The 13263-nt window shown below is 41.8% G+C and carries 11 protein-coding genes; 1 reads left to right on the top strand and 10 read right to left on the bottom strand.

Annotated elements, in window-relative coordinates; genetic code table 11:
- Positions 1-112: 112 nt before the first annotated feature.
- The 4 genes from LXL81_RS11175 to LXL81_RS11160 form a co-directional block, all read right to left on the bottom strand.
- Complete coding sequence (locus LXL81_RS11175) at positions 113-697, bottom strand: HdeD family acid-resistance protein (protein ID WP_234646864.1); 585 nt, start codon at positions 695-697, stop codon at positions 113-115.
- A gap of 58 nt (positions 698-755) precedes the next feature.
- A complete protein-coding gene (locus LXL81_RS11170) occupies positions 756-3143 on the bottom strand; it encodes a phosphoketolase (protein WP_234646863.1) in 2388 nt (795 codons plus the stop codon).
- Between the two features lie 3 nt (positions 3144-3146).
- Positions 3147-4385: an acetate/propionate family kinase gene (locus tag LXL81_RS11165; protein ID WP_234646862.1), complete on the bottom strand. Its 1239-nt coding sequence runs from the start codon at positions 4383-4385 to the stop codon at positions 3147-3149.
- Between the two features lie 428 nt (positions 4386-4813).
- Positions 4814-5968, bottom strand: a complete 1155-nt coding sequence (locus tag LXL81_RS11160) for an NAD(P)/FAD-dependent oxidoreductase (RefSeq protein WP_234646861.1) — start codon at positions 5966-5968, stop codon at positions 4814-4816.
- Positions 5969-6056: 88 nt separating this feature from the next.
- Here LXL81_RS11160 and LXL81_RS11155 point away from each other — a divergent pair, with 88 nt between their 5' ends.
- On the top strand, positions 6057-7022 hold the full coding sequence (locus LXL81_RS11155; protein ID WP_234646860.1) for an AraC family transcriptional regulator: 966 nt from the start codon (positions 6057-6059) through the stop codon (positions 7020-7022).
- Positions 7023-7170: 148 nt separating this feature from the next.
- On the opposite strand, the gene LXL81_RS11150 is transcribed toward LXL81_RS11155, so the two are convergent.
- The 6 genes from LXL81_RS11150 to LXL81_RS11125 all read right to left on the bottom strand — a co-directional run bounded on the left by LXL81_RS11150 (position 7171) and on the right by LXL81_RS11125 (position 13094).
- Complete coding sequence (locus tag LXL81_RS11150; protein WP_234646859.1) at positions 7171-8097, bottom strand: alpha/beta fold hydrolase; 927 nt, start codon at positions 8095-8097, stop codon at positions 7171-7173.
- A gap of 9 nt (positions 8098-8106) precedes the next feature.
- The gene (locus tag LXL81_RS11145) at positions 8107-8988 is read right to left on the bottom strand and encodes an NmrA family NAD(P)-binding protein (RefSeq protein ID WP_234646858.1); all 882 of its coding nucleotides are present in this window, start codon (positions 8986-8988) and stop codon (positions 8107-8109) included.
- 72 nt (positions 8989-9060) lie between these two features.
- On the bottom strand, positions 9061-9630 hold the full coding sequence (locus LXL81_RS11140) for a Crp/Fnr family transcriptional regulator (RefSeq protein ID WP_234646857.1): 570 nt from the start codon (positions 9628-9630) through the stop codon (positions 9061-9063).
- 176 nt (positions 9631-9806) lie between these two features.
- Positions 9807-11447, bottom strand: coding sequence for a M28 family peptidase (locus tag LXL81_RS11135; protein WP_234646856.1), 1641 nt, complete (start codon positions 11445-11447; stop codon positions 9807-9809).
- A 222-nt stretch (positions 11448-11669) separates the two neighbouring features.
- Positions 11670-12461, bottom strand: a complete 792-nt coding sequence (locus tag LXL81_RS11130) for a glucose 1-dehydrogenase (protein ID WP_234646855.1) — start codon at positions 12459-12461, stop codon at positions 11670-11672.
- Positions 12462-12512: 51 nt separating this feature from the next.
- The gene (locus tag LXL81_RS11125; RefSeq protein ID WP_234646854.1) at positions 12513-13094 is read right to left on the bottom strand and encodes a TetR/AcrR family transcriptional regulator; all 582 of its coding nucleotides are present in this window, start codon (positions 13092-13094) and stop codon (positions 12513-12515) included.
- Positions 13095-13263: the final 169 nt, after the last annotated feature.

The following is a 13263-nucleotide window of genomic DNA, read 5'->3' as shown; positions in this document are numbered from 1 at the left end:
TCTTTTGGCTATCCGTTCGTAGCGAAACATACAAAAATATTCTCTGACAATTTGTATTTTTCCTGTGCTGTTCCAATTAACAAGCGAATGTTTTAAGCCAATAACATCCAAATCACTTCACCTTCCGCGTATCAAGCCATCCAACCCTGTTCCGGATCAGCCAGCCAAAATGCAGATAAAATATACCAACGGTGAACAACGCAGCGGCGGTCCATATCATCAGTCGTTCTTCTCCAAAGATAGGATTGTAGATATTGATGATCGAAAAGAAAGATCCTGTCACAGCCCAAAACAGGAGCCAGGGCCATTCGGGGTGGCCGCTTTTCTTCACATGTACCGACCTTCCGATCATAACTGAACTTCGGATCAGCAGCCAGAATCCTGCTAAAAGTGGCAATGAAATGGCAGCCAATATGGAATTTGTAAAAAATATTACCGCCAGGATCATATCCAGTATGGCACCAGTAAGATACCAACTCCAGCCGCTGAACCATTTACGGTTTAGGATACAAAAAGCCAGTTCCAGCAAACCTGTTGTAAAAAGCAAAGCTGCAAAAATGATACTTATCTGGTCATAGGTCAGGGTCTGGTTTACAATGACGTAAATGCTAAATGCAACCATACCGGTTCCTGATAACAGGAACATCCACCAGTGGTGAATGAGATGTGTTTTTTCTTCAATAATATCTGGCATCATGGCTTATCCCGGTCGGGAATTTTGTTATAAAAATTTATTCAAAATTATTAATTACTGGTCAACCCAAATTCCATTTCCAGTTCAGGATTTCGGGCATGTCTTCGCCGTGCATATGGATGTAAGCTTTGTGATCGAGCAGCTTGTCACGCAGATATTGCTTGGTATATGCGCCTTTCGCACCCAAATCAGGCAGTCGGTCAATGACATCGCTTACCAGATGGAACCGGTCCAGGTTATTAAGCACCACCATATCAAACGGCGTTGTCGTTGTTCCTTCTCCTTTGTATCCCCGCACGTGCAGGTTTTTGTGATTTGTCCGGCGGTAGGTGAGGCGGTGGATGAGCAGCGGATATCCGTGAAAGGCAAAAATAATGGGTTTGTCTTTGGTGAAAAGAATGTCAAAATCCCTGTCATTTAAGCCGTGCGGGTGTTCGGTTTCCGGTTGAAGTGTCATCAGGTCTACAACATTAATCACCCGGACTTTCAATTCCGGCAGTTGTTCCCGAAGAATCTGCACGGCTGCGATTGTTTCCAGCGTAGGTACATCTCCGGCGCAGGCCATCACCACATCCGGCTCAAAACCTTCATCATTGCTCGCCCACTTCCAGATACCCAAACCAGCGGTGCAATGTTTTATCGCTGCATCCATATCGAGCCATTGCATTTCAGGCTGTTTGCCGGCAACGATCACATTGATATAATCCCGGCTTCTCAGACAATGATCTGTCACCGAAAGCAGCGTGTTGGCATCCGGCGGTAAATAAATACGGACGATATCGGCTGTTTTATTCGCCACCACATCCAGAAAACCCGGATCCTGGTGACTGTTTCCATTATGATCCTGTCGCCAGACATGAGAGGTGAGCAGGTAATTCAACGAGGCGATCGGTTTGCGCCACGGCAGATTTCTTGAAACCTGTAACCATTTTGCATGTTGATTAAACATCGAGTCCACAATGTGAATAAAGGCCTCATAACAAGAAAACAACCCGTGCCGGCCAGTCAATAAATAACCTTCCAGCCATCCCTGACAAAGATGTTCGCTTAAAACTTCCATCACGCGGCCATCGGGAGAAATATGATTATCCCCAGGAATTATTTCGGCGGTAGATGTTCTTTCAGTGATATCAAACAAATGAGAAAGACGGTTGGAAGCTGTTTCATCCGGCCCGAAAATCCGGAAATTCCGTTCATTCCAGTTTGCTTTCATCACATCCCGCAGAAAACCGCCCATAACCGAGGTCGCTTCGGCCGTAATATTGCCGGGCGTCGGCACGTCCACCGCATGATCTTTGAAATCAGGCATTTTTAAGTTTACAAGAAGTGATCCGCCATTGGTACTTGGATTGGCACCCATTCTTCTATTGCCTTCCGGAGCAAGTTCTGCAAGTTCCGCAGTTAGTTTTCCGTTTTCTTCAAAAAGCAGTTCTGGTTTGTAACTTTTCATCCAGGCTTCGAGCATTTGTACGTGCTCAGGTTTTGCAGCTAGTTCGGCCAGAGGAACCTGATGCGCGCGCCAGGTACCTTCAATTTGCAGTCCGTCAACCACTTTTGGGCCTGTCCAGCCTTTTGGCGTACGGAAAATAATCATCGGCCAGACCGGACGTTTTTTATATCCGTACACCCGTGCGTCACTTTGGATCTGCCGGATTTCTTCCACCACGATATCCAGCGTTTTAGCCAGCAATTCATGCATCGAATCGGGATCATCACCTTCCACGAAATATGGATTATACCCATATCCACGGAAAAGCTGTTCCAACTCTTCTTTTGAAATCCGGGCCAGAATAGTAGGATTGGCAATTTTATAACCGTTCAAATGCAGGATCGGCAGTACAGCACCATCATGAACAGGATTCAGGAATTTGTTGGAATGCCAGCTTGTCGCCAGTGCGCCGGTTTCCGCCTCGCCATCGCCTATCACACAGGCTGCGATCAGGTATGGATTATCAAAAACAGCGCCGAAAGCGTGGACAAGTGAATAACCCAATTCTCCTCCTTCGTTGATGGAGCCTGGTGTTTCCGGCGCCACGTGACTTGGAATGCCACCTGGAAATGAAAACTGTTTGAAAAGTTTTTGCATTCCGTTTTCGTCCTCACTGATATTAGGATAAACTTCACTATATGTGCCTTCCAGATAAGTATTGGCCACTAATCCGGGACCGCCGTGCCCGGGACCAGCTACGTAGATAATGTTCAGATCGTATTGTTTGATGATACGGTTGAGGTGAACATAAATAAAATTCAGTCCCGGCGTGGTACCCCAATGTCCCAAGAGTCTTGGCTTAATGTGTTCAAGCGTCAACGGCATTTTAAGTAACGGATTGCCATATAGGTAAATCTGGCCGACGGACAAATAATTGGCTGCTTGCCAGTAAGCATTCATTTTTCGTAATAATTCGGGCGTTAAAGTTTTTTCTTCACGACCGGTTTCTTCATTTTCCATATTTTATCGTTTGTTGATGTGATTCAAAACCTGGCTTACCAGCCGGGCGATCATTAGTTCTTCATTTGTTGCAATCACCCGAACTATCACTTTTCCGGTATCGATGGAAATAACCGGATCGTTTTTCTGATTCTTTTTTTCATTCAGTTCAATGCCCAAAAAGTCAAGATCCTGACAAATCCGGGTGCGGATTTCAGGAATATTTTCTCCGATACCTCCTGAAAATATAAGAGTATCAACCCCGCCCAGCACAGCCGCAAAAGAGCCGATTGCTTTTTTCACCTGATAACAAAACATTTCTATCGCTTCGGCAGCGCGGTGGTCAGCAGCTTCGGTTTTTATTAATTCCTGGATATCTGGACTCGTTTCCGAGATACCCAAAAGTCCGGACTCGTGATTAACCAGATGGTTAAATTGTTTGGGACTTAGTTTTTCAAATTGCATCAGATACCAGGCTATACCCGGATCAAGATCGCCGCTGCGGGTTCCCATCATCACGCCCGAGGCAGGGGTAAATCCCATGGTGGTATCAATACTTTTTCCTTGTTTTACAGCGGCCAGACTAACACCGTTTCCAAGATGTGCCAATATCACTTTTCCGTTGGCGGCTTTTTTGCCTGCCTGGGTTTCAAGTTCCTGCATCAGGTAAGCGTAGGAGAGGCCGTGGAAACCGTAACGGTGAATATGTTTTTCAGTAAATCTTCTTGGAATGGGAATCCGTTTTGCGACATCAGGCATTTCAGCATGAAACGAAGTGTCAAAGCAAGCGACTTGTTTTAAATCCGGATGTCTTTTGCTGAAAAGCTCAATCAGTTTGATTTCCTCAGGCAAATGTTCCGGATCGTAAGGGCTGATTTTTTTGAGGTATTCAAGTAATTCAGTTGTGATTTCTTGTGGGCCTGTGTGTTGCATGCCGTGCACTATGCGGTGGCCGATGGCAGAAACTCCGGGAAATTCACTTCGGTTTTCCAGCCAATTGGTCAGAAAGCCAATGGCGTGTTCAAAAGTGTTTTCCCGGATTTCAACAGTTTCGGTTTTTTGGGAAGTATTGATCGTTAAAACCGGTGCCGTTGTTTTACTTCCAATATTCGCAAGCTTTCCGGCAAGAACCAGTGTTAATGCCTTCCCAACTTCGTAAAAGGCAAATTTGATACTCGATGAGCCTCCATTGATAACTAGAATAAAAACGTTATTTTCTGTTGCCACCTCGTTTTCTTTTATTTTGAAAAATATGTGTCTCAACCAACATTAATTTATTAAATATATGAATGTCAGTTTGTTGCAAATTTCACCTGATAATAAAAGCAAACAGTAGATATAGCATGTTATAGATTTTTGGTTAGAACTTACATCTATTACAGATCATAAAAACATCATTGCCATTTTTCGGGCAAAATTATACGCACGCGCCGTATTGCAAAAACAGGGCCAACCCCGGCAACTGAAATTATTTCAGGTACCCGAACTTTAAGTATTTGAATCGACAATATATGTTGGAAGAAAAGTGTGTGGTATGCGATCCGGCTTAATCAGGTATGAATCAAATTTAGGCACAACTGCATGTCTTAATTGTGACAAGGATCATCTTTTAACCTAACCTTTGGCAGGCTGCAACGCTTTTTAACAGATCCTTTTATATCGCTTTCACGATAGCGATCAAAACGTTAAATCTATTCTCCGGTCAGCATAGCAACCATTTTGTTCGCAGCATCATCGGAATGTATCATTTCTGTATTTTTTAAAGTGTCCTGAGTAATTTCAGATGCCCTTTTTTGCATATGCAATTCATATTTTGCCACAGCATCTTTGATCGCTTTGAATTCGTTAACTGTCAGACATTCTGCTAATTCATAGGCATCCTGCATAGCCATATTTACACCTTCTCCGGCGTATGGCGGCATTCTGTGGGCAGCGTCACCAAGCATGGTCAGGTTAGGTAACGTTTCCCAGGTTTGATCAAAAGGAAAATGATACATGGGCCGGGGAACAATACTTATATGATCGGTTTCAAAAATTTCCTGATACATCGGATGCCAGGAACCAAATTGTTCTTTAAACCAGGCCGCAACCGATTTGTTGTTGCTAAAATCAATACCACTTTCACTCACCCAATTTTCAGTAACAACATTGCCACTATAAAATGAAAGTGTACCATCCGCTTTTGTATTGATGGATAAAGATTGATTGTCACCCATAATCATTACAGACCCGGCACCGTGATTTGTTAATTCCCACATTTTTGGCGCATTTACAGCGGCGTCATAGACATTGCCTTCAATAATGGTAATGTTGGAATAAACAGGCTTAATGTCAGTTATATAAGGCCTGATTTTAGAATTGGCACCATCCGCCGCAACAACAAAATCGGCATAAACCTGGCTTCCATTTTTAAAATGAAGTAACCAGCCTTCATTTTTTCTTTCCATTAAAAGAAAATGACTATCCCATACAACTGTTTCAGGATTTAATGAATTCAACAGGATATCGCGCAATACCTGGCGGTCAATTTCGGGACGGGTTTCGTCACGGTCATATTCAACTTCATGTTCATCCAAAAGTATGTTTGCATGCTTGTCCATAATTCTGAACCTGCCTGCATTCGGGCGATGATTTTCCATGAATTCCTGTATCAAATCTGCCCTCCGGATAGCTTCCAGCCCTGACTCTTCGTGTAGGTCAAGGGTTGATCCCTGATGTCTTATATTTTTATTAACATCCCGTTCAAAAACCTTCATGTCGACACCCTTTAACTGGAGTAATCTTGCCAAGGTCAGCCCACCGGGGCCGCCGCCTATAATGGCTACTTTTTTGTCTTTTAATAACATATTGCTAATTGTTAATTCTATGATACTTGCAAAATTAAAGGTACTTTTACGGATAAAATAACCATAAATGGTATTAAAATAGTCGTGAATGAAAATATCGGTTGTTGACAAACATGGTTCCGGCATAGCACTGCAATTTGCCAAAGCTATTGGCGCAACAGTTCAGGGACGTTATTTTCTGGTTCCTGAAAATAAAGGAGGAGGGTACATCACCGGCTTTTCCTGGGGAAATAATGAGCTGAGGTTAATGGTGCGAAATTATTATCTGCATGAGGAAATTCAGCTTGACAGAACCAATGAGCTGGCAGAGGATCAGGATGATATTGTCTTTTTGATCAGTGGCGTCCTTCCTCTTCCGGTTGAACAGGAAAAACAGCTGGTTCCTGAACAAGCCAGTGTATTAATCTGTGCGCACGCCGTTTCTTCGGTACTAACTATGCCTTCAAATACATTTTTCAGAAGTATTACAATGGCAGTTTCCCGAAAATATTTACAAAAATTCTTTGGAAACCTACTGCATCCTGTGGTTGTAAGTATTCTGGAAGCGAAAGGAAACTTTGTGTATGAGACCGGTATATCACCTGAAATGATCAAAACTGCCAGCGAAATCCTGCATCCAACGGTGTCGGAAAGTTTGGAAAGTCATTTCTGCAAGTTGAAATGTGAAGAAATGCTTTGCTACATTTTTGCTTTACTGATCCAGCGCGATTCAGCGCCAACAAGCGGGATGCATATCGACGATATCAAAGCGGTATATGCTATCAAGCTTCGTTTGCAGTCGCAGCTGGACAAAGCACCAAACATTGCTTTATTGGCCAGGGAAGTCCATATGAGCGAACCAAAATTGCGTAAGCTTTTTAATCAGACTTTCGGTAAGAATGTGTTTGAATATTTTCAGTCGATGCGTATGCAGCAGGCAGCGAGATTATTAAAGGAACAGAAACTGACGGTTTCGGAGGTGGGTTATCAGCTTGGATTTACCAATCTGAGTCATTTTTCAAGAGTTTTTGAACAGCATATTGGTATGAAACCGAAGAAATATTCAGCGTCATAAAATGACTTATTTCAGCTTTGACAAAATTATCAATACGCAGAATGATAAGCCAGACATCACAAAATCTCATTTTGAACAATTTATTCAAAATGAGATTTTATGATAATTTTAGTCATCAGAAAGCCATCCAATAACTGAGAATATTTATTTAACCCAGGAAATTCAGCACTGCTTCAAGTACCTTTTCCGGTTCTTCTTCATTCATGTAATGACCACTTTCTTGCAGATCGATTACGTTGCAATCTTTCGTAACAAAAGGCAAACCATAACACATAAAATTGTAACCAACATTACTTCCTATACCCAGCACAGGCATGGCTAGCTGCTGATAATTTTTTGCATCTTCAATATCCTGAGCGAAGCTTTGATACCACGCATTAGAAGCGCGGATACTTTCCGGCTGGTTGTATGCCGAAGCATATACAGCTCTGTCAAAAACCGACATTTTTGTTTCATCAATCATGACATAGGCAAACAGCCAGTCGAGCAAATATTGAAATCTGTCTTCGAGTAATTTTTCCGGTAGCCCTTTCACCTGATTGAAACTCATCCACCAGGCGTAGTTAGACTGGCCGTCCATTTTATCTTTAAAACTGCCCATGGGAGGTATCAGAGGCATTTGTAACATTCCCTCACTAGGGTGGGACCCATCCATGAGGATAAGTTTTGCAACCGCCTCAGGATAATTGAAAGCAAAACTCATAGCCACCATTCCGCCTATATCATGCCCAAGTAAATGTACTTTTTCAAGTCCAAGTTGAATTGTCAATTCATGGATATCCTTCGCCATTGTTTTTTTGTCATAGCCGGATGCGGGTTTTTCCGAAGTTCCCATACCTCTGATATCGACCACAATAACCTTGTAATTTTTCGCCAGTTCCGGTGCTATGGTATGGAAAGAATACCAGGTTTGTGGCCAGCCTGGTAGACAAATCAGTGGTTCTCCACTTCCCCCTTCAACATAATGAAGTGTAACTCCGTTTACTGTCGCAAATTTGTTTTCAAACCCGGGCCACTTTTTGATCAGTTCTTCATCAGAATACGGATCTGTTTCATTGTGAATTTCTGTATTCATGATATTGATTTAAATATTTGCTTCAACCGGCGACCAGCTTAATCCTCCGTAACGATCATTATCAAGATTGTTATGATGAACTAAAAACATGCTGTACAGATACTGGGATTGCTGCCATTTTGGATAAAGATCATTTTCGCCTTCCGGCTGAGCGGCTCTTTGCATCTTGTTATAGGCAGAAAATTCTTCCATGGAACCCATATGAACGAGCTCGAATTTTGCTCCTTTGTACTGTTCACTCAAACTGACAAGGTCACTTGGGCTAACACGGAAACTGGCAATATTTAAATATCTTGGAGTTGTTTCGTCAACAGCTGCCAAGGCCGTGTAGGCTGCGGTATCGTCCATTGTTGTGAAGTCAATTTCCCAATCTGCCTTATCGTCATAGTAAGCAACCGTCTTTTTTGGAACGTTGAATAGGGGCGTATTGTAGCGCAGAATATCTGTAAAACAGCCGTTAAAAATGGAGGTAGCCTGAATCGGACTTTGATCCAGAAGTTTGTGGAATTCTTTACGAAGATCGAAATTGCGGTTTTCACCTTCGGGCATCTGCGTGATATCAGTAGAGAAATCAGAAGGAATAAAACGGGGAACACCAGCGGCGATCGCTGCCTTCAATAGTTTTGACTGTGCTTCCACAATTACATCATGCAGGCCGGCTACCGCAGAAACCACGCAGGATACACCGGTGCAGGCAGCAATAAGATCCTGTTCGTTTGACGTATCGACTTTAACAACTTCGACGCCCAGTTTTTCAAGCGTATTAATTTTGTCTGCCTTACTTTCATGACGAACGATCGCCCGTACTTTTATATCATTTTTGATCAGTTCCCGGCAAATTCTCTGACCAAGATTTCCGGTAGCTCCGGATACTAAAACTAAATTTTCCATGTTTGTCATCATTTTTTAATGATGCAAAGCTAGATGCCTTTTGGGCGGCAAAAACTACCATTTGGTAGTAAATCATATTTTCTTAATATTTTTCCTGATCCTGCTGAGCGCGTTTGGCGTTATGCCCAGATAGGATGCGATTTGTTTTACTGGCACTCTCTGCATGAGTTCAGAATTTGCCAAGAATTCGAGATAGCGCTCTTCGGCAGACAAAGTTTGGAAACTGATAATTTGATCGATCATGCGAACGGCCATTGCTTCCCAGGTTATTCTGCCAAATTCCTGCCAGGCCGGAAATTGCTTATAAAGCTTCTCCATGTCCGGTTTATCAATATAAAACAATTCAGCATTTTCTATGGCTTCAATGTTAAAGCGTGTTGGCTTTTGTGGGCTAAGGCTGGAAATTTCAGCAAAAAATTCATCTTGAAAAACGACCCAGGCCGTAAGTTGCTGATCTCCTTCACCATAAAAAAAGCGAAGTGCCCCAGATTTGATGTAGAAATATTGATAGGCAATCTGACCCCGTTTTAGAATCAGATCACCTTTTTTTACCTTTTTTATCTTGAATTTTGAAAGAATTGCCTGAAGGGTAGTTTCTTCTATTGTTGTTTTTGATTTTATAAAATCTGATAATTCTTTCATTTTGATTCTTTGGGTTTCACGCAAAGGGGCAAAGTTTTTGTTTAAGATCGCAAAGTTAATTTTAGATAACACTTTGCGTACTCTGCCTTTTTTCTTTCCTGCTCTGCGTGAAATTTACTTTCGCAAAGTTATTACTGTGTTCTTCTATTTTTCCTTTCCTGCTCTGCGTGAAATTATTATTGAATTGCTTTTCCGAAAAAATCACCGGCATTCCATTTAGGTCTTTCAGTGGTTTGAGCGATGGAGTAACTAATCAGAAAATTAAGCTGAACATATTTTTTTGCAGCTTCAAAATCGAAGCCGTTTGTTATTTCGTCTGACGGCTTGTGATAATTGGCATCTCTCCATTGCTTTGTAAATTTAACCAGATCGAAAGAAGGATCGACAGTTTTTAGACCATATTTAATGTGTAACGCTGGTATACCCTCCAAAACAAAACTGTACTGGTCGCTGCGGACAAACCGTGCTTCCTCCGGCATTGGATCCTTTTGTTTTTCGATACCCAACTGTTCACATGCGAAAGCAACGTGTTGATCAATGCTGGAATGCTCTGCGCCAAGCGGTGCCACCGATAAAAGCGGAGCAATAAGCGTAGGCATATCTGTATTTACATCGGCCACAATCTGAGATTTCGGCACGGTGGGAAATGATGAGAAATAGGCAGATCCAAGCAAACCCATTTCTTCCGCGGTTGTCATCACGATCAAAACAGACCGGCGGGGTTTCACACCTGTACGTTTATAGATTCTGGCTATTTCCAACAGACAGGCCACTCCGGAGGCATTGTCATGTGCGCCATTATAAATTGAATCTCCTCTTACCGGCATTGCTATTCCCACATGGTCAAGATGGGCTGTGTGAATGACATATTCGTTTTTCAGATTTTGATCTGTTCCTTCAATTTTCGCAATGACATTATAACTCTCAACATCCTTATATTCGCTCGTATATTGAACGCGGATGGACACGGGTAATTCAAAAGAAGATGGTTTTCCCTGTTCCAGAATACTCAAAACCTGTTTCAGATTTTTACCGGAATTCATAAATATCCTGATCAATTCGGCATTGGGTACACGAGCACTCAGTTGAAGTTTTCCAAGCGCACTGCGGCCAACTGCCACTGTTTTGGCGGGATCCATCGCTACGGAAATACTTGGAATTGCCGTACTTGCCGGAGTAGGAAGGGCTGTGCTCATTATGACTCCAACTGCTCCTTTGGAAGCTGCGATTGTCATTTTTGATGCTGGACTTCCAAAATGTGCCTGAATGCTGGAAGGCAATTGCAGATTCGCCGGAGCACCATTTAACAATACCACAATTTTTCCCTTTACATCCAATCTATCATAATCCGAATATTTTCCCGGCATATCAATCCCATAACCGGCAAATACGAGCTGCGCTTCTGTTACTGTTTTGGCCTGCAAAGCGTTTGGTAAAATCGTTATATCCTTGCCAATGGAAAGTGTATCTTCATTTCCATTTTTATCTTTCAATATCGCCAGCGATGATTTTACATTTATTGTGGCTTTTCGAAGAATCAGTTTTTGAACAAAAGTGCCGTTTTCTCCCGCAGGCATTAATCCTATTTGTTTATATTGATCTACAACATAATCAACCGCCATTTGATAACCTTCTTTTCCGGGAAGTCTTCCCTTTAATTTATCATCGGCCAGGTAAGTAATGTCACGTTTTATTTTTGAAGTATCAACCTTGCTCAAAGCGTTTTTAGTGTTTTTGTCCAGTTTGAGATTCTGGGAGAAAACGGGGAAAAGAGCAAAACAGGAAAGTAGGATTGAAAGTAAAAAATTGAAGCGCATGGAAAATTGGTTGATCCAGGTTAAAGATTAAGTAATGTATTAAAGAAGTGTTGCACATAAAGATTACCATCAAATATATTTCGATCTTAAATCAGTCAGGCAACAATACTAATATAACATATTTATCCGAATATGAATATGTTGAATATGGTTTGACCAAAAAAGGATTCCCAAACCAATACTATTTTTGGTTCGGGAATCCTTTTTGGTAATTAGGACTCCTTAAACATTACCATAACTATTCGACTGTCCGCCGTCAATAGCAATCGTTTGTCCATTCACATAGGAGCAATCTTCGCTTAAAAGAAAAGCGACAACCTTGGCAACTTCCTCGGGCTGGCCCAATCGTTTGCTGGGATTAGACTGGGCATATTGCGTTTGCGCTGCTTTGGGATCTGCTGGATTTACCTGCACAAATGCCTCTGCAACCATGGGCGTGAGAATGGCTCCGGGCGCGATTGCATTGGTGCTGATATTGAATTTCGCATATTCCAGTGCTGCATTTTTGGTCATTCCCGAAACGGCATGTTTGCTGGCTACATAAGGTGTTTGGTTCATCACACCACGGATACCGCCCACCGAAGCTACGTTAACGATCCGGCCATATTTTTGATCCTGCATCACAGGAATTACATAACGCATTCCATAATAAGTACCCATCAAATTAATATCGATAACTTTTTTGAACACGTCCATATCATATGCCGTCATAGGTGCCTGGCGGCCTTCAATACCGGCATTATTGTAAAATCCGTCAATGCGTCCAAACGTTTTTACGGTTTCTTCAACATAAGCTTTTACCGCGGCTTCGTCAGACACATCAGCTATAATGACGATCAGTTTCACATCCGGGAATTTTTCCAAAATGGCTGTTTTAGCCTTTTCCAAAGACGACGCGTTGAAATCTATCAGAGCAAGATTTGCTCCTTTTGATGCACATTCAAACGCAGTTGCCAGCCCAAGACCCATCGCTGCACCGGTTATGATGATGGTTTTATCTTTTAAGTTACTCATATTGATTCTGTATTTAATTGAAAATATATTCGGTTAAAAACTAAAAAAAATTTATTGTGTTATACCTCGCCAAAGTAAATCGAAGCAATCGTCTATGATCTGCTGTGTTAGTGGAAATAACTTTTGAACGATCCCGGTTGAGCAGGAGCGGACAGCTCCGTCAAAAAAACTGATGAGCATGATGGGCGCCTGATTTTTGATGATACCTTCATTTTGTCCTTTTTTCAGCAGGTCATAGAGCGGTTTGTTTTGCTGCTCATATTCTGCCATCTGCTTCGAAAAATTGAGCTGAATGTAATTTGATTGTATATAGTGATCTATAAATACGGTCTCATTATAATGATTTAGTCTGTAATTCAGCATATTGACATATATCAGTTTCAGCGATTGCTTTACGGGCAGGTTGATGTCAAAACGCTCATACATTTTTTCGGTCATCTTATCTTCGACACTCGAATAAGCAGATTGGACGATCTCTTCTTTATTTTTGAAATAAGTATATAAAGTACCCGTACCTACACCGGCCGCCTTGCTGATGTCAGCAATATTAATTCCGGCAAGCCCATGTTTGCCCGTGATCTCAAATACTGACTGTATAATCTTTTCCTGTTTGGCTGGATCAAGTGGTCTCATAATGTAAATTTAACCGAAAATTTATTCATTTAAAAGTTAAGTTATAAATAAGATTATTATTAACTATAATTGCCAATATCAGTGGATACGCTTACCGTGAAAATGTATAAAAAAACCGCTATCAGAACTCTTATTCTAATAGCGGTTTTTTGAATATTTAATAACTGAA

The sequence above is a fragment of the Dyadobacter sp. CY356 genome, from assembly GCF_021440195.1.
In the GTDB taxonomy this organism is placed as follows: domain Bacteria; phylum Bacteroidota; class Bacteroidia; order Cytophagales; family Spirosomataceae; genus Dyadobacter.
The sequence above is the reverse complement of the archived record's forward strand: the minus strand, read 5'-3'. Positions and strand labels throughout refer to the sequence as shown.

Bases quoted from the DNA above. Each gene is read 5' to 3' on its own strand.
- LXL81_RS11125 (WP_234646854.1), bottom strand. From the start codon at position 13,094: ATGAGACCACTTGATCCAGCCAAACAGGAAAAGATTATACAGTCAGTA.
- LXL81_RS11155 (WP_234646860.1), top strand. From the start codon at position 6,057: ATGAAAATATCGGTTGTTGACAAACATGGTTCCGGCATAGCACTGCAA.
- LXL81_RS11140 (WP_234646857.1), bottom strand. From the start codon at position 9,630: ATGAAAGAATTATCAGATTTTATAAAATCAAAAACAACAATAGAAGAA.
- LXL81_RS11160 (WP_234646861.1), bottom strand. From the start codon at position 5,968: ATGTTATTAAAAGACAAAAAAGTAGCCATTATAGGCGGCGGCCCCGGT.
- LXL81_RS11175 (WP_234646864.1), bottom strand. From the start codon at position 697: ATGATGCCAGATATTATTGAAGAAAAAACACATCTCATTCACCACTGG.
- LXL81_RS11145 (WP_234646858.1), bottom strand. From the start codon at position 8,988: ATGGAAAATTTAGTTTTAGTATCCGGAGCTACCGGAAATCTTGGTCAG.
- LXL81_RS11135 (WP_234646856.1), bottom strand. From the start codon at position 11,447: ATGCGCTTCAATTTTTTACTTTCAATCCTACTTTCCTGTTTTGCTCTT.
- LXL81_RS11150 (WP_234646859.1), bottom strand. From the start codon at position 8,097: ATGAATACAGAAATTCACAATGAAACAGATCCGTATTCTGATGAAGAA.
- LXL81_RS11130 (WP_234646855.1), bottom strand. From the start codon at position 12,461: ATGAGTAACTTAAAAGATAAAACCATCATCATAACCGGTGCAGCGATG.
- LXL81_RS11170 (WP_234646863.1), bottom strand. From the start codon at position 3,143: ATGGAAAATGAAGAAACCGGTCGTGAAGAAAAAACTTTAACGCCCGAA.